General features: G+C 72.3%; 17 protein-coding genes and 1 pseudogene. 7 read left to right on the top strand and 11 right to left on the bottom strand.

Annotation, left to right across the window (positions count from 1 at the left end):
• Positions 1 to 28 precede the first annotated feature (28 nt).
• Genes LO762_RS29755 through LO762_RS29745 form a run of 3 tightly spaced genes read right to left on the bottom strand, consistent with a single transcriptional unit; the run spans position 29 to position 2,205 of the window.
• Positions 29 to 382 (bottom strand): hypothetical protein, encoded by a 354-nt coding sequence (locus tag LO762_RS29755; RefSeq protein ID WP_230619459.1) that lies wholly within the window; start codon positions 380 to 382, stop codon positions 29 to 31.
• Positions 322 to 939, bottom strand: a complete 618-nt coding sequence (locus tag LO762_RS29750) for a hypothetical protein (protein ID WP_230619458.1) — start codon at positions 937 to 939, stop codon at positions 322 to 324. The genes LO762_RS29755 and LO762_RS29750 overlap by 61 nt, the downstream gene beginning before the upstream one ends.
• Positions 940 to 2,205: an aminotransferase class III-fold pyridoxal phosphate-dependent enzyme gene (locus LO762_RS29745; protein WP_230619457.1), complete on the bottom strand. Its 1,266-nt coding sequence runs from the start codon at positions 2,203 to 2,205 to the stop codon at positions 940 to 942.
• A gap of 144 nt (positions 2,206 to 2,349) precedes the next feature.
• Here LO762_RS29745 and LO762_RS29740 point away from each other — a divergent pair, with 144 nt between their 5' ends.
• The 3 genes from LO762_RS29740 (at position 2,350) to LO762_RS29730 (ending at position 3,693) form a co-directional block, all read left to right on the top strand.
• On the top strand, positions 2,350 to 2,967 hold the full coding sequence (locus tag LO762_RS29740; RefSeq protein ID WP_230619456.1) for a TetR/AcrR family transcriptional regulator: 618 nt from the start codon (positions 2,350 to 2,352) through the stop codon (positions 2,965 to 2,967).
• Between the two features lie 91 nt (positions 2,968 to 3,058).
• A complete protein-coding gene (locus LO762_RS29735; RefSeq protein ID WP_230619455.1) occupies positions 3,059 to 3,274 on the top strand; it encodes a type II toxin-antitoxin system VapB family antitoxin in 216 nt (71 codons plus the stop codon).
• Positions 3,271 to 3,693 (top strand): PIN domain nuclease, encoded by a 423-nt coding sequence (locus LO762_RS29730; RefSeq protein WP_230619493.1) that lies wholly within the window; start codon positions 3,271 to 3,273, stop codon positions 3,691 to 3,693. The genes LO762_RS29735 and LO762_RS29730 overlap by 4 nt, the downstream gene beginning before the upstream one ends.
• 378 nt (positions 3,694 to 4,071) lie before the next feature.
• Here the strand turns inward: LO762_RS29730 and LO762_RS29725 are convergent.
• Positions 4,072 to 4,281, bottom strand: a pseudogene (locus LO762_RS29725) (DUF58 domain-containing protein); the annotation flags it as partial.
• 733 nt (positions 4,282 to 5,014) lie between these two features.
• Between LO762_RS29725 and LO762_RS29720 the strand changes: the two are divergent.
• Positions 5,015 to 5,836 (top strand): hypothetical protein, encoded by an 822-nt coding sequence (locus LO762_RS29720; protein WP_230619454.1) that lies wholly within the window; start codon positions 5,015 to 5,017, stop codon positions 5,834 to 5,836.
• 102 nt (positions 5,837 to 5,938) lie between these two features.
• Complete coding sequence (locus tag LO762_RS29715; protein ID WP_230619453.1) at positions 5,939 to 6,727, top strand: RDD family protein; 789 nt, start codon at positions 5,939 to 5,941, stop codon at positions 6,725 to 6,727.
• A gap of 68 nt (positions 6,728 to 6,795) precedes the next feature.
• Here the strand turns inward: LO762_RS29715 and LO762_RS33770 are convergent, their stop codons facing one another.
• The 4 genes from LO762_RS33770 to LO762_RS29695 are packed head-to-tail and all read right to left on the bottom strand — an operon-like array spanning position 6,796 to position 14,433.
• Positions 6,796 to 8,901 (bottom strand): transglutaminase domain-containing protein, encoded by a 2,106-nt coding sequence (locus tag LO762_RS33770; protein ID WP_230619452.1) that lies wholly within the window; start codon positions 8,899 to 8,901, stop codon positions 6,796 to 6,798.
• The gene (locus tag LO762_RS29705; protein WP_230619451.1) at positions 8,898 to 9,929 is read right to left on the bottom strand and encodes a MoxR family ATPase; all 1,032 of its coding nucleotides are present in this window, start codon (positions 9,927 to 9,929) and stop codon (positions 8,898 to 8,900) included. The genes LO762_RS33770 and LO762_RS29705 overlap by 4 nt, the downstream gene beginning before the upstream one ends.
• The gene (locus LO762_RS29700) at positions 9,926 to 12,211 is read right to left on the bottom strand and encodes a WD40 repeat domain-containing protein (protein WP_230619450.1); all 2,286 of its coding nucleotides are present in this window, start codon (positions 12,209 to 12,211) and stop codon (positions 9,926 to 9,928) included. Before LO762_RS29700 ends, LO762_RS29705 begins: the two co-directional genes overlap by 4 nt.
• Positions 12,202 to 14,433 (bottom strand): WD40 repeat domain-containing serine/threonine protein kinase, encoded by a 2,232-nt coding sequence (locus LO762_RS29695; RefSeq protein ID WP_230619449.1) that lies wholly within the window; start codon positions 14,431 to 14,433, stop codon positions 12,202 to 12,204. Before LO762_RS29695 ends, LO762_RS29700 begins: the two co-directional genes overlap by 10 nt.
• A 238-nt stretch (positions 14,434 to 14,671) precedes the next feature.
• Here LO762_RS29695 and LO762_RS29690 point away from each other — a divergent pair, with 238 nt between their 5' ends.
• Positions 14,672 to 16,180: a hypothetical protein gene (locus LO762_RS29690; protein ID WP_230619448.1), complete on the top strand. Its 1,509-nt coding sequence runs from the start codon at positions 14,672 to 14,674 to the stop codon at positions 16,178 to 16,180.
• Between the two features lie 400 nt (positions 16,181 to 16,580).
• Here LO762_RS29690 and LO762_RS29685 read toward each other — a convergent pair whose 3' ends face one another.
• The 3 genes from LO762_RS29685 to fxlM form a co-directional block, all read right to left on the bottom strand.
• Positions 16,581 to 16,754, bottom strand: a complete 174-nt coding sequence (locus tag LO762_RS29685) for a GlsB/YeaQ/YmgE family stress response membrane protein (RefSeq protein ID WP_230619447.1) — start codon at positions 16,752 to 16,754, stop codon at positions 16,581 to 16,583.
• A 218-nt stretch (positions 16,755 to 16,972) separates the two neighbouring features.
• A complete protein-coding gene (locus LO762_RS29680) occupies positions 16,973 to 17,569 on the bottom strand; it encodes a 3'-5' exonuclease (RefSeq protein ID WP_230619446.1) in 597 nt (198 codons plus the stop codon).
• A gap of 103 nt (positions 17,570 to 17,672) precedes the next feature.
• Positions 17,673 to 18,923, bottom strand: a complete 1,251-nt coding sequence (fxlM, locus tag LO762_RS29675) for a methyltransferase, FxLD system (protein ID WP_230619445.1) — start codon at positions 18,921 to 18,923, stop codon at positions 17,673 to 17,675.
• 211 nt (positions 18,924 to 19,134) lie between these two features.
• On the opposite strand from fxlM, the gene LO762_RS29670 reads away from it, so the two are divergent.
• A complete protein-coding gene (locus tag LO762_RS29670) occupies positions 19,135 to 20,316 on the top strand; it encodes a helix-turn-helix domain-containing protein (protein ID WP_230619444.1) in 1,182 nt (393 codons plus the stop codon).
• Positions 20,317 to 21,069: the final 753 nt, after the last annotated feature.

The raw sequence follows: 21,069 nt of genomic DNA, 5'->3' as shown, positions 1-21,069 counted from the left end.
TTCTTCCTTGTGGTGGGAAAGAGGAGGTTCAGCGGGACGAGGGAGACGCCGTCCGCCCCGAGGCGGCGTTGACGACGTAGCCGGCGCCGAGCGCGACGAGCAGCACCAGCGGCAGCAGCCGGGCACCGACGGAGTCCGACCCGGTGAGCACCGGGTAGTTCGCGACGATCGCGACGCACGCGGTGAGGGCTCCGGCGGCGCCGAGCGCCGGCGCCACCAGGGAGGACCAGCCGGGACGGGCCCCGCGCCGCAGGTAGTAGGCGACGACAGCGATCGAGACGAGGGCCTGCGCGGCGACGATGCCGAGCGTGAAGAGCCCCGTCAGCGAGGTGGCGAGCCCGATGTACGGGTCGGCCCCGGCGACGGCGAAGACCACGAACATCGCGGCGCCGACCCCGGTGAGCAGGGTGGACGCGCGGGCGGGCGAGAGGAAGCGGGGGTGGACGGCGGCGAGCCGCTCCGGCAGCGCGCGCGGCCGAGGAACGCCACGAGCGCGAAGGCGGTGAGCGAGTACGCCCACCACGGGAGGGTGACGCCGTGGGACGTGCCGATGAGGTTCCCGAAGTACCCGGTGGCGGCCGCGAGCGCCAGCGCGCCCGCCCAGTAGGCCATGCCGGTGACGTACGCGGCGCCGAGCCCGGATCCGGGGCCGAGGCCCGCGCGGACGAGGTCGGCGAAACCGCCTTCGGTGCGGACGTCGCGGGCGAGCCGCATGAACCCGGTGACGAGGCAGAAGATCACCAGGGCCGCGGCGAGGAACGCCGCGGGCAGGCCGATGCCGTTGCCGAGGATGAGCCCGGTGGGCAGGTTGCCGATCGCGACGCCCAGGGGTGCGGCGGCCGCGACGATCATCAGGAGCAGGTGTTGGGTGCGGAGTCGCCCGATCGGCTGCGCCGAGGCGGTGACGGGGAGGGCGCCTGTCGGTGACTGCTGGGCCATTCAGATCACCGTCCGTACCGCGTCCGCGCCGATGGCGGCGGCGGTGAGGGCGACGTCGATGTTCTCCTCGGTGTGGGCGGCGCTGAGGAACCAGTTGTGCCAGGGGTGCAGGAAGGCGCCGTGTTCGAGGGCGATGCCGCAGAACTCGTTGGCGAGCCGCAGCTCGGGGTCGTTCTCGAAGCGGATCTTGGGCATCGCGGGCACCCCGCTGACGACGAGCGGCACGCCGGCGTCGGCGGCGATGCGGTTGAGGCCGGTCGTCAGCCGCTCGCCGAGCACCCGCATCCGCGAGACGCCGTCGACGCGCACCAGTTCGGTGAGGGTGGCGATCGCCGCGGCCATGGGGACCGCCTGCGCCCAGAACGATCCGGTGAGGTAGACCCCGGCGGCCGCGTCGCGGAGCGCGTCGGTTCCGGTGATGGCCGAGAGCGGGTGTCCGTTCGCGATGGCCTTGCTGAAGGCGCTGAGGTCGGGGCGGACGCCGAGGGGCTCCCACGAGCCGCGCACGTCGAGCCGGAAGCCGGTGCGGACCTCGTCGAGGATCAGGACGGCGTCGATCCTGTCGCAGAACGCCCGGACGCCCGTCGCGAACGCGGGGTCGACGGGCGCGAGGTCGCCGAATCCGTCGTGGAAGAACGGGGTGACGATCACCGCGGCGATGTTCCCCTCGTGCGGGGCTGCCGCCGTCTCCAGCGACGCGAGGTCGTTGTACGCGAACTCGACGAGGTTGGCCCGGTCCTCTGGCGTGACGCCCGACAGGATCGGGGTGAACGGCGGGTTCGAGCCGTGGTAGGAGGTCGTGGCCCTGAGGATCTTCGTGCGGCCGGTGGCGGCCCGCGCGATCGTGCAGCATCCGGTGGTCGCGTCGGTGCCGTTCTTGCCGAAGACCGCCCAGTCGGCGTGCGCGACCGTGGCGACCAGGAGTTCGGCGAGCTCGACCATGCGGGGTGACGGGCCGTTGTTGATGTCGCCGATCTCGGCCTGCCGCCGGGCCGCCGCCTCGACGACCGGGTGCGCGTAGCCCAGCAGGACCGGCCCCCACGAGCACATCAGGTCGACGTACTCGTTGCCGTCGACGTCGCGGACCGTCGCGTCGTGGGCGGTCTCGTAGAACTGCGGGAAGTTGGCGGGCAGGTGGGTCCGCTCGACGTCGAGGTGGCCGAACATGCCGCCGGGGACGACCTGCCGGGCGCGGCGGCGGAGCGCCTGGTCGCGGGCGCCGGAGCCGCGCCGGGAGGCGGTCGGGAGTGTGCTGGAGCTGGTCATGGGGCGGAACCTTTCGGGCGTCGGTTACCGGGAGGGAACGCCGGTAAGTTATGTTGAACGGACGTCCGATATAAGTCGGCGGCGTAACGGTCCCGTAAACCGGACTCGGGTATGTTCGGGGCGTCGCCGTCAGGAGGAGTGCCCGTGCCGAAGATCGTCGACCACGAGGAGCGGCGCGCCGAGATCGTCGCCGCGACCATGCGGGTCGTCGAGCGCGTCGGGCTGGAAGGCGTGACGATCCGCGAGATCGCCCGCGAGGCGGGCTGCTCGACCGGGATCCTCGCCCACTACTTCACCGACAAGGCCGACATCCTCGTCACGGCCCACCGCACCGCCTTCGGGCAGGTCCACCGCCGGATAGACGCCCAGCGCGCGGACGCGCGGAACTCCGTCGAGCTGATCCGCATGGTCCTGGAGGAGGCGTTCCCGCTCGACGACGCACGCCTGCTCGAAGCCCGGATCGACGTCAGTTTCTGGGGCCTCGCCCTGCACAACCCGCATCTACGCGAGGTCCGGCAGTCAAGCCACGACGCCTCGGTCGACGAACTACGCAAGATGGTCGAGGACGCCGTCCGAACCGGAATGGCCCTCCCCGGCACCAACCCGGAGTCCGTCGCGGTCGAGACCGTCGCCCTGATGGACGGCGTCGCGATGCAAGCCGTCCTGTTCCCCTCCGCCATGTCCCCCGAACGCCAACACCAGATCATCGAACACCACCTCGCAAGCTTCCTGCACGTGACGAACCCCGTCCCCGAGCGCTAGCCGGTCGCCGTCGGAAGCGTCGTAGCTGTCGGCGACGACGGCCCGGTGAGATATCATCGAAGGAACACTTGATATCCAAGGAGGTGCACAGGTGAGCCGGACCGTGATCGACCTGGACGACGAGCTGGTCGCCGATGTCGCCAAGGCGCTGGGCACCAGCACCAAGAAGGAGACCGTCAACACGGCGCTCCGTGAGGTGCTGGAGATTCGGCGACGGGCCCTCGCGCTCACCCGGCTCCGTGCCAACGCCGCCGAGGGCGGCTTCGACCTCGACCTCCTTGAGGACAAGACCTACCACCGTCGATGAACGCCGCCCAGTTCCTCATCGACACCAGCGCCCTCGCCCGCTTCCTGCGCCCCGACGCCGAACAGTACGGCTGGGACCAGGCCGCCGCGGCGGGCCTCATCGCCGTCTGCCCCGTCACCGAACTCGAGTTCTTCTTCAGCGCCCGATCCCTGGCGGACCGCGAGCAGGGCGTCGAAGACCTGCGCCTCCTGTTCGGCTGGACCCCCGTCGACGACCGCGCCTACGACAGGGCCTGGAAAGTCCAGGAGGCCCTGACCAGACGAGGACAACACCGCAGCGCCGGCCCCGTCGACCTCGTCCTCGCCGCCACCGCCGAACTCCAGGGCCTGACCCTCCTCCACCGCGACCGGGACTTCGAGCACGTCGCCCAGGTCACCGGCCAGCCCCTCCAGTGGTACGGACCCGAGCCCGGCAAGTAGCCCGACTACCACCGCTCCGTTGTCGCGCAGGGGGCATAAGCGTGTGCGGGTGAGGAGGCGGGCGGCTTGTTGGGGGGTGGGGGCGGTGAGGAGGGAGAGGCGGGGGTGGGGGCGGTAGGCGGGTGGGGCGGCTTGGGTGAGGCGGATGAGGTGGGCGGGGCGGGGGGAGGCTCGGAGGTAGGGGTGTTGGCCTTGGTCGGAGCTTCCGGTGACGACGAGCAGGGGGCCGGTTCCGGGGAGGGGGTGGGCTTTCAGGGGGGTGGGGGTTCGGTGGGTTTCGGCGAGGGCGTCCAGGAAGGGGCGGGGGCTGGTGACCTGGCGGGGGGACACCAGGGTGCGGCCCGCGGCGGTGAGAGAGGCCGTGGTGCGGATCCGGGAGGAACGCAGCGCGTTGATCAGGGACGCGGTGGTGTCCACGGCCGCGTCGAACTCCGCGTCGTCCGCGTAGGCGGCCGTGTCCACGTCGAGGACGACGGTGAGGGAGCGTGCCGCCGGGTCGGCGAGCCGCCGCACCATAAGACGGCCACAGCGGGCGCTCGTCGGCCAGTGCACCCTGCGCAGTTCGTCGCCCGGCACGTACTCGCGCATCGAGTGGAAGACGGACGGGTCGAGCTGGGTGAGGCCGTCGGGGCCGTCCATCACCGCGCCGACCAGCGGCGGCATCGGCACCACCACCGGATGCACGATCAGCCGCACCCGCCCCAGCGAGCCGTGCACCCGTTCGGCGCAGCCCAACGGGCCCCGCAGCACCAGCGACGGAGCCAGCTCGAACACGCCGCGACGGCCCGTCTCCAGCGGCAGCTCCACGTCACCCCTTCCGGCCCCGACCACAACGTCCAGCCCCACGTCGGCGCCCGCGACGCGGACCGCGAGGCCCCGGAGCGGACCGAGCGGATCACGCGGGCCGGTCACGGTCACGGGCAGCCGGGCCGGTGTGCCCCGCGCCACCCTGATCACCGGCTCCGCCGCCCCGACCCTTGTCCGGGCGGGCCACAAAACCAGCGCGACGGAACACACGACGGCGAGGAGCAGGCCGGCTCCCAACACCAGGAACTCCCGGTAGGCGAGCACCGCCCCCACGCCGAGGAGAACGCCGCAGGTGACCGCGACGAGCCGACCCGTCGCCGTCAGCGCGCCCATTCGACGACCGTGCGCGAGGTCGGGGTCTCCGCTGTTCGATGGTGCGGTTTCCACGCAACTGCCTCCTTTGGGCCAGCGATATCCGATGATGTCCCCACAGCAGTCGCCTGCGCTGGGGAACACGCGGCTCGGCCCCGCGCATCCGCGCTGTCGCCCCGGCACGTCCCTGGAGGGTCAAGCCATGACGCACGACGCACGCGGGCCCGCGGACGGCGTGGCCCCGACCGTCATCGTGGGGCCGCCCGAGGAAGAGCCGCGCACGCTCACTCCGGGGGAGAGCCTGGTCTTCGGGCGGGGCTCCCACACCGATGTCACGATCGACGGTGACCCGTCGCTGTCCCGCGTGGCGGGCCGGATCACGGCGACGGACTCCGGCGCCGTCATCGACAATCTCAGTGCAAAACGGGCGCTGCGCATCGAGGTCGGCACGGAGCATCTGTGGCTGCCGCCCACCCCGACCGGCGGGCTGGGTCTTGTGCTCACCACCGGGGCCGCGCGGGTCGGGACGGCGACGATGCTGGACCGGGGCCGGGCCATCCGGGTACGGCTCGTCGGCCCGACCCCTCGGGCGCCGGACGTGACGCACGAGCCCGGCGGCGCCACGACGGGCGCCGCGGTCCAGCTCAACGTCATGACCAAGGAGTTCATGGTCGCGTTCCTGCTGTGCCGGCCGTGGCTGGTGGACTCCTCCCGCAGGGCCCCGCTGCCGGAGTCCCCCGCGATCGGCCGCCAGGCGCTCGACCTGACCGGCTCCCACCATCTGCTCCGCTCCTACGACACGGGGCCCGTCCGCGACCGGATCACCCAGCAGGTCAACGACCATCTCAAGCAGTTGCGCGGCAAGCTCCGGCACGCGGACCTCGTCCCGGCGCACAGCCGCCTCAGCCTCGCCGCCGTCGCGTCCGCCCTGCTGCACTTCGACATCGTGACCCGCCGTCACCTCACCCTCCCCGACGACCCGGTGTGGCTCACCGCCCAGGAAAGCAGGTGGTGGAGCTCCTGAAGGTCGGTTCTGTCCGAAGCAACGGGCGTTTCCGGCCGAATCCGGCCGCGTGGCGGGCGTTAGGAAAGAGGGCGTCACTTCCGTGCAGGAGGGAAAGGCCCTATGTCCGACCATCGCCCGTTCCAGGGGGCCGGTGACTACTACGCGCTTCTCGGTGTTCCCCGCGACGCCCTGCCCCACGACGTCAGCCGGGCGGTAGAGAGCTTCCGGCTCCGCGTCCTCCAGGACGTGAGCATCGACACCGCGGAGCGCCGACGTCTCCTCGACCTCGCCGACACCGTCAGGTCCGTGCTGCTCGACCCGGAACAGCGGGCCAGGTACAACGCGACGTTGTCCCCCGCGCTCGGTGTCCCCTTCGCCGCGCGCCCCGCCGCGCCGCTCGGGCCGCCCGCGCCGGGCTACCACGGCGACACCCGACGACCGCCTGTGCCGCCCCCCGGCGCCCCCTTCATCAGGTGGCCCGAACTCCTTGAGGGGACGGAAGCGGCAAGGTACATCCTGCGGAGGTTCGTCGCCGCCTGCGTCGATCAATTCATCTGGATTCTGGTCCTGGTCTACTTGATCAAGGTGTTCACCGCGGGGAAGCCACCCAGAGCTCCCCTCTCCGGCTCCCAGGTCTTCATCATCCTCCTCGTCGGGGTGCTGCTCTACGTCGGTTACGGGGTCATGGAGGGGACGCTCGGTTACAGCCCCGGCAAGGGCCTGTTCCGGCTCCGGGTCGTGCACGGGAGAACCGGTCTCCCACTCGGCCCCCTCCGGGGCGTCGGCCGGGTGTTCGCGCACATCATCGACTATGTGCCCTGCCAGCTCGGCTACCTGTGGCCGCTGTTCGACCGCAGGAGGCAGACGTTCTCCGACATGGTGTGCGAGACCAAGGTCGTTCCCCGCTGACGCGCTCGGGCTGTCGCGTCATCGGAGAACCGGTGGACGGCCGGGGTGGGGGCCCGGCCGTCCAGGCGTCAGCGGCGTCGGCGGTGCAGGGGGCGGGTGGTGAGGAGGGCGTAGAAGAGGTGGTCGCGGGGGGTGAGACGGCGGAGGAACAGCCTGGCGGGCAGGCGCGCGCGGAACGCGGTGGCCGCGCGCCAGGCGGTGGCCGCGTCGGCGTCCGTGGGCGTGTGGTTCAGGTAGAGGGTGGCGTCCACGAGTTCGGCGAGCGGGACGAGCGGGGACGGGTCGGTGTCCCGCGCGGTGAGCCGCCGCAGCGTCCCCGTGGGGGTGAGCGCCCGCGCGTCCGCGCCGAGCCGGGCCCGGACGGGACGGGTCGCGTAGAGCCAGGCCGCGGTGATCCGCGCGGCGGGCGGCCCCGCCGCGCGGGCCCGCCACCGCGCCAGCACGGGCAGCACAAGAGCCGACGTCAGATAGGCGAGCGGAACGAGCAGGAAGATCAGCACGACCAGCAGGACGATCCCCCAACTCGTCCCTCCGTTCCGCACCAGGTCGAGCACGGGGAAGTCCTTCGGGGGCCGTGGCGTCATCGTGGGGCTGGGCGTCGGCTTCGGCGCGTCGGACTTCTCGGGCGTGGGGGACGGCGCGGGCGCGGCCGGGTCGGGCGGAAGCGCCTCCGCGCCCGCGCCCGCGGAGTCCGGTTCGAGCCGGAACGGCACCCACCCGGCGCCCGCGAACTCCACCTCGGGCCAGACGAGCACGGAGTCGGAACGCACCGGGAGGACGTCGGCGAGCGCCTTGCCGCCGGGGGCCGGGTCGAAGCCCAGGACGACCCGGACGGGCAGCCCCCACACGCGGGCGATCAACGCGTAGGCGGTGGCGAACTGCTCGGACGTGCCGACGCCGTCCGGGCCCGGCGTGCAGAAGGCCGCCATCCGGCCCAGCGAGTGGCCGGGGCGGGCCCTCGGGTCGGCCGAGCACTCCCGGCTGAGGACGGCCGCCAGCTTCTCCGCAAAACCGTAGGCGCCGCGCGCGTCGCGGGCCGCGAGCGCGCCCAGTTCCGCGAGGCGCGGGGGCAGCGCCGCCCCGGCGCGCCGGGGGCCGAGCGGCAGCGCGCGCAGCCGTGCCACGGCCGCCGCGTCGGGCCGGCGCGGGGCGCTCGTCCACACCTCGTAGACGTAGCCGGGCGCCGCCGGTTCGGTGAGCGCGAGCGTGCCCGTCACCGGGTCGACCCGCGCGCCGGGCGCGGTGATCCGGTCGGGCCAGCCGGGGACCGGAAGCCACCGCCCGCCCGTCTCGCCGAACCGGACGGTGACGCGCTCTGACGGGCCCGTCACCGGGACGCGGGCCGGGATCCGCAGGCCCGGCCGGACGAACGCGGCGGACGGCGTCCAGCGGAGGCCGTCGTGGCCGTCGAACACCATGAGGCGGAGCGGTTCCCCGGTCCGCGCGCCTTCGACGGTGAACAGCTCGCGTGGCCGGGCCAGCCACTCCGAGACCCGGGAGAGCGGGCTGACCTCGTCCCGCACCCACAGCGACAGCGCCCGCCCTTCCCGGAAGTCGTGGGGGTCCCGGTCGCCCGCCCCCCGCGCGCCGAGAAACGCGAGGGGAAGCACGACGGCCAGGGCGGCGAGGACGGCCCAGGGGTTCCCGGCCCCCCGTGCCCGCACCGCGGTGAACGCCACCGCGACCGCCGTGAGCGCGGCCGCGTGGGTGAGGTTGACGCCGGGGTCGGCCGCGCCGTACCCCATCGCGACGGCGAACACGCCCAGCACCGGCAGCAGCGGCGGGAACGGGCGGTCCGACCACCCGGCCACCAGGCCCGCGCCCGCCGTGCCCGCCCACACCACAAGGAGCGGAACCGTCAGCGTCGTCACGTCCGCGACGACCGGTAGCGTCGTGTCGAGCAGGCCCGCCCACCCGTCCCGCGCGGCGGTGGCGATCCGCGCGGGTGGGCCGTCCACGGCGCACAGGACGGCGAGGGGCACCGCCGCCGAACCGGCCAGCGCGATCCAGGGCCGCCGCCGCCCGAGCCCGACGACCGCCGACGTCCCCACGCACACGACGACGACGGGAAGCCAGAGGTGGGCGAGCCCGAACACCGAGTGGAAGCCGAGCCCCGCCGTGCAGGCGGCGCCCGTGAGGAGCGCCCACGCCGTGCCCGCCCGGCGCCGGGTCACCGCCACGAGCCGGTCGCGCTCGGGGTCGCGACGTTCCGCAGCGCGAGCCGGACGGCCTCCGCCGCGTCGTAGGAGTCGAGGAGGTCTGCCTCCGGCACGAGCCGGTGCGCGAGAACGGGTTCCGCCATCTCCTGGACGTCGTCGACCTTCACCGCGGTCCGGCCCGAGGCCGCCGCCCTGACCTGCGCCGCGCGCATCAACGCGACGCCCGCGCGCGGGCTCGCGCCGCGGGCCAGGCCGACCTGCCTTCGGGTCGCCGTGACGAGTTCGGCGATGTACCTGTAGACGTTGTTCTCGACGTAGACGGCGGTCTGGCACTGTTCCCGGTAGTACTCCAGCCTCTCCCGGAGGATCGGCTGGCAGAGCGGTTCGGGGCGCTTCCCCGTGTGGTCGCGCAGCATCTCGATCTCCGCGTCCAGGTCGGGGTAGCCCAGCGAGAGCCGGATCATGAAGCGGTCGAGCTGGGCGTCGGGCAGCGTGTAGGTGCTCTCGTAGTCCGCCGGGTTCTGGGTGGCGACCACGACGAACGGGTCCGGCATCCGGAACGGTTCCCGCGTGCCCACCGAGACGGTGCCCTCCTCCATCACCTCGAGCAGCGCCGACTGGGTTTTCGGCGACATCCGGTTCAGCTCGTCGGCGAGGACGACGTTGGCGAACACGGGGCCTTCACGGAACTCCAGCCGACCGGACTCCGGGTCGATGATCTCGGTGCCCGTCACGTCCGAGGGCAGGAGGTCGGGGGTGCCCTGGATGCGGTGGAAGGTGCCGCCGATCGCGGCGGCGAGGCAGCGGGCGAGGAGGGTCTTGCCGACGCCGGGCACGTCCTCGACGAGGAGGTGGCCACCCCCGAAGACGGCGGTCAACGCCAGTTCGACCTCCTCGCCCTTGCCTCTGACGACCTGGGAGACGGCGGTCACCGCCGCCGTGAACTCCTGCTGGAAGCTCCCGGCCCAGGGTGTCCGGCTGATGCCGCCCATGGCCGTCCGCGGCGTGCTGCCGCCGTCCCATCGTGTCTGTCCGTCGCTCATCCGCGAGGTACCTCCACCATCCATATGGCCCCGGTCGGGCTGCCGCCGAGGACGAGCGTCTTCCCGTCCGGGCTGAACTCCATGAGCGGGAGGAACCCGTTCTGCGCCTGGTAGCCGGTGACGGGCTCGCCCAACCGCTGACCCGTCGCCGTCGCCCAGAAGGTGACGGCCCCGCCGCCGTGCAGCGCGACCACCGAGCCGTCCCCGTTCGCGGCGATGGCGGTGACGCCGGGCGGGGCGGGGAACGAGGCGACGGTCGCGCCCGTGGTCGCGGACCTGACGGCCACGCGGGTCCCCACCGTCGCCACCCGGGCGCTGTTCCCCGTCCATGCGGCGTCCGTCGCGTCGCCCAGGGCCAGCCCCGCGCCGGTCGGCAGCGGCCCGCCGGTCAGCGGCACGACGCTGGCCGTGCCGAACCCGACGCGCAGCAGCCGGGTCCCCGCCCTGTCGGACCGCAGCCGTTGGCGCAAGCTGAGCCCGATCAGCGTGTGCTCGGCGGGGCGCGCCAGATCCCAGGAGACGATGCGCGTGGGGTCATGACTGTTACCGCGGGGGCCGCCGCCGCCGACCAGGAATCTGCCGCCTCCCGCGTAGGAGAGCAGAATGTCGAACTGCACGGGGGAGCCCAGCGGGTCCGCGCCTTCCAGCAGCGGGTCGGTGGTGCGCCGTAGGGTGCGCGCGTCGAAGCGGATCACCCCGTACCCGTCCACCGCGGTCGATCCCGTGGCCAGGACCGTGCCGTCCGGGCTGTACGCGATCGGACGTCCCGCGCCCGGAAGCGTGCCGAGGGGCTTGCCCGTCCCCACGTCCCACACGGTGACCTGGTTGACGCTGGCGACGGCGAGCGCGCGCCCGTCGGGGCGGAACCGCAGTTCGAGCGCGCCCGCCGGGCCGCCCAGCACCGAGGGTTCGGCGTCGCCGGGCGTCGGCACGGGTTCGGGGACCGCGCTGGGCGCGCCCTCCGGCGCGCCGCTCGACTCCGGCCGCGGCGACGGCGCGGGCACTCCGTCGTGCTGGGGAGGCGTCGTCACCGGGGGCGTCGAGGTCGCGGTGCCGCTGGCCGCGACCGAAGGCGGCGGGCTGGAGGGCGGCGTCCAGGGCGACGGCGGCGCCGACGTCCGGGAGGTCGGCGGGTTCGGCAGCGGCGACACCGTCCCGGTCGGCGGCAGCGGGCGCTCCGGCTCCTCGTACTTGCGGATCAGACGGTGCTCGCCGTCCCGGATCACCAGGGCGTTCGGGCCGTCTATCTCGTTCACCCAGAGCATGTCGTCCTTGCGGAACATCTCGAAGCCCTCCGAGACGATCACCTTGTCGGTGATCTGGATCGGGTCGGCTTCCTTGCCCTGGAGCAGGTCGTAGACGAGCAACCGGCCCGAGGGGAGGTCGGGCACGTAGATCCGGTTCTCGAACCGGAGGGCGTGCCCGGCGTGGGTCGTCGCGTCACCGAGTTCGACCCTGACCGTCTTCGGCTCCCCGGAGCCGGACGCGGAAGGGTCCACGATCAGGGTGCGCGGCGGCGCGAACACGGCGACGAACGACGACGAGGTGTCCGCCACGGGCAGCAGGCCGGAACCGGCGACCGGCAGCCGGGTGACGCGGCCCGTCCGCGGCTCGCGCAACACGCCCTCGGCCGGGTCGAACAGCGCCGCCTCGCCGTCGTGGACGACGAGGTCCACACTGCCCGAGGCCGTCCACCTGACGGGTTCGCCGGCGACGCCGTCCTGGACCGGCACGACGCGCCGGGTGGCCAGGGACAGCGCCCACAGCTCGCCCCAGTCGTCCACCACCACGGCGTCGGCGCGGCCCGTGAAGCCGCGGACCTCGCGGTGCGCCGCCGGGTCGGCGCGCGGGACGTAGCGCGGCGGCCCGTCGTCGAAGAACGCGTACGTGCCGTCCGTCGCGCCGACCACGCGGGACGGCGGGGCGGGCAGCGGCACCGGGTCGGCGGCGGCCAGCCGCCGCGCGTCGATCCGCCCCAGGTCGGGCGCGCCGCCCTGCCAGACGAACAGCGGATCGGCGCTCTGGTGCGCCTCGGCGCCGCGCACCGCGTCCAGCCGGACCGACCCGGTGACGGCGCCGGACACGCCGTCCACCAGCATGATCTTCTCGACCTGACGGCTCTGGAGCCACGCGGTCCCGGTGGCGAACTCCAGGCCCATCCGGTCGGTCCGGAGGGTGAACGCGGTGACCGACCCGACGACCAGAAGCGCGACGACGGCCCTGCCGATCCGGAAGATCGTGCGGCGGCTCACGCGGCCCAGGGGGACACGAATCAGGGGCATGCGCTTTCTCCTGTCGCCGGGTCGGCGTCCGGCGCGAACCTGAGCCAGTCGGCGGACGTCATCGCGCCGTTCCCGAGGCCGCACGCCACGGCGACCAGGGCGGTGTCGGACGGGGCGCCGTGGCCGGAGGCGAGCCGCCACAGTGCGGGCGGGCCGGGGAGGTAGCCCGGAACGAGGAGGAGGGTGCCGTCCGGGCTGAAGGCCATGCCCGACGCCGGGCCGTCGAAGGCCGGGAGTTCCGGCGGTGGCTCGCCCGTCGCGGGGTCAAGGACCCTGGTCCGCTGGTTCCGGCTCGTCACGACGGCGCGGCCACCGGGACCGACCAGCAGATCGGTTCGGATGGTCGCGGCCGTCGTGACCAGGCGGCGCTTCGTGAGGTCCCAGAGCGCCACCCGCTGCCGCGCGTCCACGCCCACCAGGTGGCCGCCGTCCGCGGTGAACCCGGCGGACAGGGCGACGCCGGGGGGCGGCGCGGGGCTGGGGAGCCGGGCGCGGGTGCGCGTGTCCCACACCTCGATCCGCTTTCCCACCTGCATGTTCGTGTTCCCGAGGCTCTGGGTGGAGACGCCGACGAGGGCGGCGAGGGTGGCGCCGTCCGGGCTGAGCGCCGCGTGGGACGTGCCCGCGGGCAGCGGGAGCGTCGCGGTCTCGGCCCGGTTCCCGACGTTCCAGAAGGTGACGCGCGTCGGGCCGACCCCGGCCAGCGTCGTGTCGTCGACGAAGCCGATCCCGCCCTTGCGTCCGTCCCACCCCCGCGCCGCGGCGAACGAGACGAACGTGAGCGGCGCGCCCGACTGGGCGCGGGTGGCGGTGTGCCAGACGCGGACGGTGCCGTCGCCGCCCAGGGTGGCGACGAGCCTGCCGTCCGGGCTGAACACGACGTCATCCACTCTTTCCGTGTGGCCGACCAGCGCCCCCGGAAGCCGCCGCCGCGTCGTCATGTCCCACAGCACCACGGTGTTCTCGCGCCGGGACGCCAGGAGCGCGCCGTCCCGGCTGAACACCGGGCCGTGCACGCCTTCCTCGTCGCCGCGCAGCCCGCCCTGCCAGGGCGTGTCGTGCACGGCGACCAGCGCCGCGCGCGCCTCGGCCACCGGCGACACCCGCCACGCGGTGACGGCGACCCGCGCGGCGACCTCGGGTTCGGCGGCCAGGAGGGAGTCCACCTCCCCGGCGAGCGTCCGGGCGAGTTCGGGCAGCTCCGCTTCGGTGGCGAGGGTGTTCGCGCGGACCAGGGCGAACCCGACGGCCACCGCGACGGTGACGGCGACCGCCCCGCCGCCCAGCCTGACGAGCACCCGCCGCGACGGGCGCAGCCGCCGCACCCTGCGGAACCTGACGCGCGGCGGCGCGACACCGGCCCGCAGCCGTTCGGCGACGTCGGCGGCGCTCACCGGCCGCGCCGCCGGGTCCTTCTCAAGCAGGGCGTTGACCAGCTCGTCGAACCAGAGCGGGATCTCCTCCTTGATGCTGCGGAGCCGTTTCGGCTTCTGCTCCCGGTGCGCCTTCCGGTAGTCCTCCTTGCTAGGCAAGTAGTTCGCCCTGGCCGGAGGGACGATGGCCTTTTCACCCGTGGCCAGCTCGAACAGGACGCAGCCCAGCGCGTACAGATCGATTGACTGATGCGGCTTGCTGATCCTCGTCTTCTCGAACTCGTCCCTTTCGTCGAACCGCTCGGGAGCCATGTAGAGATAGCTGCCGACTCCGACCATCGTCAGCGTGGGCCCCGGCGAGCGGTTCGGTACATGGGCGACGCCGAAGTCACAGATCTTGGGCTGGTCGGGCGCGGCGAGCAGGATGTTCCCGGGTTTCAGGTCACGGTGGACGACGCCTTCGGCGTGCATCGCGGCGAGGATGTCAGCGATCCGCTCGCCCAGGACGATCACCCTTCCGATGGGCAGCCCCTCGGGGTTCGCGAGGATCTCCCTCCCGAGGTCGCCGCCCGGGACGAGTTCCATGACGAAGTAGTCGCACCCGTGGGCCGGGTCGTGTCCCGGAGCCCACACCTTGACGATTCCCGGATGACCTATCCGGGACCCGATCATCGCCTCCTCCTGGAAGAAGTGGTAGGCGGTCAGCGAGTATTGCTCCCGGTAGAAGATCTTGATGGCGATGGGCTCCGCACCGTTCCCCGTGGTCGCCTCCCAGACCTGGCCATAGCCGCCCAAACCGAGTCTTTTCACCAGACGGTAGCGGCTGTTGATCACGTCACCGGCTTTCACCCACGGCCTCCCGTCCGCCTGCGGCCCACCCGAAACCTCATCGTGCCCCGGCCCCGAGTGAGCACGGAGAGGAACAGTGAATACCGTGACGAATCCTCCATCACGTGTCTCCCGCGCCGTGTCTCCGCAATGCGCGCGTTCCCGGTGCGGCCCGGAGCACCCGGCATTCTCCGCGAACGCGCGGCCGTGAGTTCGGCCGATCTGTATCGTTTTTCGGGACAGGTCGGAGGTTCGGGAAGTGCAGCGGCTCGAACGTGGCAGCGTCGGCGGCAACGCGCGGGAACGGGAACGCGCCGCGGTCGCGATGTGCCTCGCCGCGCTGCAGGAGAGCGGCGTCGCCCAGTCCAAGGCCGAGGTAGGTAGGAGGCTGGCCCGTGTGGGCCGCTCCGAGGACTCCGTCCGTAAGGTCCTCGACCACAGGCGCGGCCTCACACCCGAGTTCGTCAGGGATCTCGCGACCCTCGCCGGGCTCTCCGTCACCGAGGTCTTCGGCGTGCTCGGCTGGCTGCCGGAACGGGAGATCCGGGACAACGCGCTGACCGACCTCGCGCACACCATGAACCGCGCCGTCCAGGCGCTCAACGAGGTTCCCGACCTGTCCGACCTCGCCGATCCGGCGCCGTCCGCCCCGCTGGCCGCGACCCGGGCGCTGCTGGCCGACCCCGAGGGGCAGGAACGCTTCGAGGCACGGCTCTTCCAGATCATCTCGGGCGGCCGGTACCGCACCGCGACGAACGCCGTCGCTGAGTTCCGGCTCCGTGACGGCGTCCCGCCGCTCCCGCACGCCGACCTGGCACGGCTCGTGGCCGCCGCCGGGTTCGCCGAGCCGCCCGTGCCCGGCGACGAGCACGCCGCCGTCCGCTGGGAGCTGCGGGCCAGGACCCGCGCCGCGCTGCGCCGGGGACAGGAACCGAGCTGGCAGGGCGGCGCGGCGCACCGGACGTGGCGGGCCGCCGCCGAAACGTGGCCCGGCCACCTACTGGTCCAGGACTCGATCGCCGGGCAGCAGCGGCCCATCGACCCGTCCCCGCTCGGCGTGGACGACCTGGACACGCTGATCGTCGTCGGGGGCAGGGAGAGCGGCGCCCAGGCCGGGGCGCTGCTCGCCGAGGCGCTGGGCTGGCAGTTCGTCCTGGTCCGGCCGGACATCGACCTGACCCCCGGGGGTCGGGTCCGCACCCCGTCGCCCCGGCTGCGGATGGCGCGCACCGACGTGTGGATCAGGGTCGCCGAGCACATCGCCCGCCGGGAGAGCGGGCCGTGGCGCACCGTCGTCCTGCTGCGCCCCGGCGCCCTGGCGCGGGACGGGGCCGGGCCGCACCCCTACGCCGCCGAACTCCTGGAACGCACCCCCGCGCCGATCCTCTATCTGCGGCCGCCCGCCGAGTACCTGACGTGGTGGGCGACCCGCAGCGCCGGCAACCACGACCCCGGCGCCCTGGACGCCCGGGCTCTGGCCGACCGGCTCGCCGCCGCCCACCAGACCGTCGAGGAGATACTGCGCCGCAGGGGCGGGCACGCCGACCTGCTGCTCCGGCTCCCCGAACCGGCCCGGCCACTCGAACCGCACCGGCCCGAGGTCCCGGCCGAGGTCTTCGACGCCTCGGTGCGGGCGGCGTGGACCGCCGCCCACTGGCTTCGCGGCCGCGGCCTGGAACTCCGCTCGCCGCGCCCCGGAACGCTCGCCCGCTGGCGGGACGCGCTCGCCCGCGACCCCGACGCCCGCCTTCCCACCCTGGAACTGTGACCGCACCCGTCGGCACGTGCAGTCCCCGTCCTGCTCGCACCCGCACCCGCCCGTTCCCCGTACCCGCATCAGAGCCTCCTTGACGTCTCACGGTCATCGTGACCGCGAGACGCCCCCGATCTCTGCCCCCTGATCCGGGGGTAGCCGGGCGTGGAAGGAGCCGGTGCCGTGGGTGGCACCGGCCGCTTCGGGGGGGTCAGTTCTGGTCTGGGCGTTTGCGCCAGAGGGTTCGGTGAGTTGGTGTTCGGGCTGGTCGTAGCGCGGGAGGTCGGTGTCGGCGGGGTCCGACGGGCGGTTGCGGGACCTGCGGGAGAGGAGGATCGGGATGAGGATCGTGGAGAGGCCGGCGAACGGCATCACACACCGCCCGTCACGCGGCCGGAGCGGGCGCTGGGCGCTGTCACCTGCGGCCGGAACGGCGCCAGGACCGGCGGGTTCCGCCGCGTCCGGTGAGGAGGCCGTAGGCGAACAGGAGGACGACCGAGCCGAGGATCGCGGTGATCCAGGTGGTCAGGTCGAAGAATCCCTGGTCGCCGTCGACGTTGAACAGCCAGGTGGCCGGGAAGCCGCCCAACCGGTCACCGCTCCCACGCGTTCTCCTGACCCACGGCCGGTTCAGGATGGCCAAACCCAACAACCGGGACCCCAGGTCGCGGGCCTGGTCTCGACTTCTCGGCGGTGGTGTGGACCTGTTCGCCGTCCGCGATGAGGAGCTGTGCCAGATGGGCGAGGATAGTCGATTTGCCCGCGCCGGATGGGCCGTCGATCGATACGAACAGCCCTCGCCGCTGGTCAGAAAAGGGTGGGAGCCGGGTCATCGGGTTTCTCCCTTCCCAGCAGGTCGGAGAGCGTCATCTCCGTGTTGACGGTCCGTGAGGCCAGGTGGACGAGCAGGCGGGCGCAGACGAGGGCGTCGTAGGTCGCTCGATGCGGGCTCAGGCCCGGGGGAATTCCGTCGGTCAGTTCGAAGGCTTCCGCCAGGCTGCCGAGCTTGTAGGAGTCCAGGCCGGGGACCAGGCGGCGCGCGATCTTGAGTGTGTCAACGACCTCGGCGGGGCGGAAGCCCGGCAGCGAGCGAGTGACCACGCCGAGATCGACATGCGCGTTGTGAGCGGTGAAGACGGCCCCGTCGAGTTCCCCGCGGATGTCTTCGGCCACCTCGGCCACTTCGGGCGCGGTCGAGACCTCGTCGTCCGCGATCCGGTGGAAACGCCGGGCCATGGCGGTGATGGGCCGGGGCGACTTCACCAACCAGCATCGCGGCTCACCGACAATGCCTCCCTCAACCGGGACGACGGCGATCTCAACGAGATCCGGTGGACGCTGCCCGTTCCCCTCAACGTCGACGACGGCGAAACGGTGACTCGTCCAGACCTGGGATGTTGTCATGCGGGCCGTTCCCATCCGACTGCGGGCGAGTCTGGGTATGCCGCAGTCGCTGGCCAGGAGCGCGGCCGGGTTGAGAGCTTCGGCCGCGCGGAACAGTGCGTCTTCACCACGAGATGGTCAGGCGTGTGTCGGGCCGCTCGATCCGGGTTCCCGGCGCGAGCAGGCCATCAGGTGTGCCTGCCGGGTAGGCGGTGATGATCGGCTGGCCGGGGCGGGTTCGGTTCCACTGGCGGAGCAGTTCGATGACGTGTGCGGTGAGTCGGTCGCTGTCGGGGCCGTGCGCGATCACGCCCAGCTCATCGGAGATCGGGCCGTGCTGGCGTACGACCAGGTAGGCGATGGTTCCTCCGTCGTGAAGGGCGGCACCGGCCCAGCGCGGTGCCGGGGCGATCAGGCCGCTCTTGCGGGCGGTGGATCCCACGGAGAGCCGGGCGAAGTTGCCGCTGTTGGTGGCCAGCCACAGGTCGAGGTGTTCGACGGGGTCGTAGTCGCCGACGAAGATGCCGGTCCACTGCTCGTTGGCGGGGTGGGTGAGCGCCTGGGCGAGGGCCACTTCATCGACGGTGTCTTGGGCGTCGACGTTGATCGTGACCTCGTCGGCGAGGCGGATGGAGGTCCCTTCGCGGGTGTTGTCGGAGGTACCGCGCATGGGGACGAAGCCGCAGACGCGGGCATGGCTGCCGGTCAGCACGCCGGAGGGATGCAGGTCGAAGGCGATGGAGCGGGTCAGTCCGCTACCGTGCAGGCGCAGCGGGACGACGATGCGTCCGCCGACCGCGAGCTGAGCGCGTAGCTGGGCCGGGATGTCCCATGCTCCCGCTGTGATGATGACGCGGTCGAAGGGGCCGTCCTGTCCGGAGCCGGCCGCACCGTCACCACAGATCACCTTGATCTGCGGGTATCCGGCTGTGGTGAGGGACTCGCGGGCGGTGGCGGCGAGATCGTCGTCGAGCTCGATGGTGACGATCTTGCCGTGGGGGCCGACGACCTCGGCCATCAGTGCGGCGTTGATGCCCGTCGCCGTGCCGATCTCCAACGCGGTGTGCTCGGGCTGGAGGTCGAGGTCTTCCAGCTGGGTCGCGACGAGGTTCGGGTCCGAGGCCGACGACAGGGCCGTCCCGTCCACCGCTCGCTTGGTCACGTTGACTCGCGGCCGGTACGCCTGGTCCGGTTCGATGCCGCCCAGGAAGAGTTCGCGCTCGACCGTGTTGAATGCCTTTTCGACGGCTGCGGTGCGGAAGGTTCCACGCCCTCGGATGTGGCTGACCAGGTCCGCGCGTAGCTGCGCGAAGTCGGTGCGGGAGCTTTCGATCTCGTCGGTCGTCACCACGTCGAGGTTAGTCGCGGCACCCATGACGGGCACGTTGTTCGGGCTGCTCGTGAGCACCGATTCCGCCTGGAGGATCACAAGGGAGGGCCCCTCCAGCGAGCTGAACCCGCGCGGCGGCTTGCGCGCCGATCGTCCGGCGGGGCGGCTATGGGGTCTTGGGTGCCGAATTCCCCGCGAATGCGCTGGTCTCGCCCTTACCGTGGAGGGGGCGAAGCTTGGTGGGAGGGCGGGACTCGTGTCCGAAGGTAACACCCCGGTCGGTGTGCTCGTAGCTCGTGCGCGGAAGCGACGTGGCCTCACGCAGCAGGGGCTTGCGCAAAGGACGAGGTACTCGCGTTCGCACATCGCGCAGGTCGAGAAGGGGCACAAGGTCGCGACGCCGGCGTTTGTGGCGGCGGTCGCCGCGGCGCTGGGCGTCGATCCGTCGGAACTGTATGGGCAACCGTTCCGCCTTGACGGCGAGGATGATCATGTCCACCGGGTGATCCCTGAGCTTAGGCGGCTGCTGGCGTATGTCGGCTTCGGTCCGGAACTTGAGGGACCGCCGCGCGATCTCGCCGTGCTGGAAGCGGAAGCCACCGAACTACGGGATCTGCTGGAGAACGCGCGGTACGTCCGAGTGGGGACTCGGCTTCCCTCCCTTGTCGAGGAACTGACCTTCCATGCCTACGACAGTGACCTTCCGCGTGCATGGGCGGCCCTCTACCGGGCTCATCACCTGGCTACCGGTCTCACCCGCCGCCTGGGGTACGTGGGCGATTCGCTCGCATGGATGGAACGTTTTGAGGACTCCGCACGCCGTTCGGGAAACCCGCATCTTCCGTTGATGATCCCCGCGCCGCGTGCGTTGATCCTCATGTCGATGAACGAGTACGCACCGGCGCTGACCCTGCTGGACTGGGCGAGGCGCAGCGTGAATGACGAACTCAGCGATGCGGGCGAGGTCTTCGGGTATCTCTCGCTACGCGCTGCGGTTGTGGCGGCGCGTGCCGGGAAGGCGTCGCTGGCGTGGGACTACTTCGGTCTCGCCTCAGAAGTGATCGAGTCCGGCAGGCTTGCGAAGCCTGTTCATTCGGTCCAGTTCATGGCGGAGAACGTCACAATCCATGGGGCGGCGGTGGCGCTGGAACTCGGTGACCTGGATGAGGCGGCAAGGCGTGACCGGCAGATCGGCCCTGACATTCTGGGTGGTCTCATCCCGGAGCGGAGAGCACATCATCAGATCGACATGGCGCGGGTTCATGTGGAGACCGGCGATGACGACCGTGCCATGTCGCGGGTGTTGAGTGCGGAGCGGATCGCGCCTCAGATGACGAGATTCCATCCGTCCGCGCGTACGGTGGCGGCTCATCTAGGAGATGTGCGCCGGACCCTTCCGGAGCCGTTGCGGGGGCTTCAGCGGCGGATGGGGCTGTGATCGGCGACGCGTGATCGGTGAGTGTTCCAGGTTGGAACACTAGGTGCTCGCGGGGCCGTGATCGTGGGAACACGAAGCGGCCCCGCGCGGTGTTGGAGCACCGGAACGGGGCCTTGACCAGACTCTGGAGGTCTGATCCGTGGCTCATGTTAGTGGCCATCAGGGGATGATTCCGGCCTTTCGGGCGGGTGGTGGGGGGCTCACCTTGTTGGGGTTGCGGGCCCGGTACGGGGTGATGGTGTGGTTCGGGGAGGCGACGCGCCATTACTGGGCGGTCGTGGGTGGGCGGTTGGTCGAGGCTGGGACGCTGGGCGCGTTGGACGTGCTTCTCAGCGCGCTTGTCGTGCCGTCTCAGCTGGTGTCCCGCCGGGCCCTGCCGTCCGAGCCTCCGCGTGTGGCGGGGTTGGGCGGGCCGTCGCGGGTTGTGGGGGTGTGCCGTCCTGGTCGGCGGTTCCGCGTCCGCTCGGTTCCGCGCCCCGCTCCGGGGCGGCCATGCCGTGCGGTGCCGCGCCGCGTGCCGGGGTGACCGCGTCGCCGTCCAGGGTGGGCGCTCGCATCGCTCCGGCGTCGTATGAGCGGGGGCGGGGTGGTTCCTGGCTTGCGCCGTGGCGTCGCCGTTCCGCTGTCTCCTGACGTTTCCGCCGAGCCGTCCCCGGCGCGGCGGTATCCCGACATCGAAAGGACTCGAATCTTGTCGACCGCTACGACTCCGGAACCGCCTGGCCAGGCTGCTGCCGCGCGGGCGGGGTGCCC

This window comes from Actinocorallia sp. API 0066 (genome assembly GCF_020991275.1).
Lineage (GTDB): Bacteria > Actinomycetota > Actinomycetes > Streptosporangiales > Streptosporangiaceae > Actinocorallia.
The sequence above is the reverse complement of the archived record's forward strand: the minus strand, read 5'-3'. Positions and strand labels throughout refer to the sequence as shown.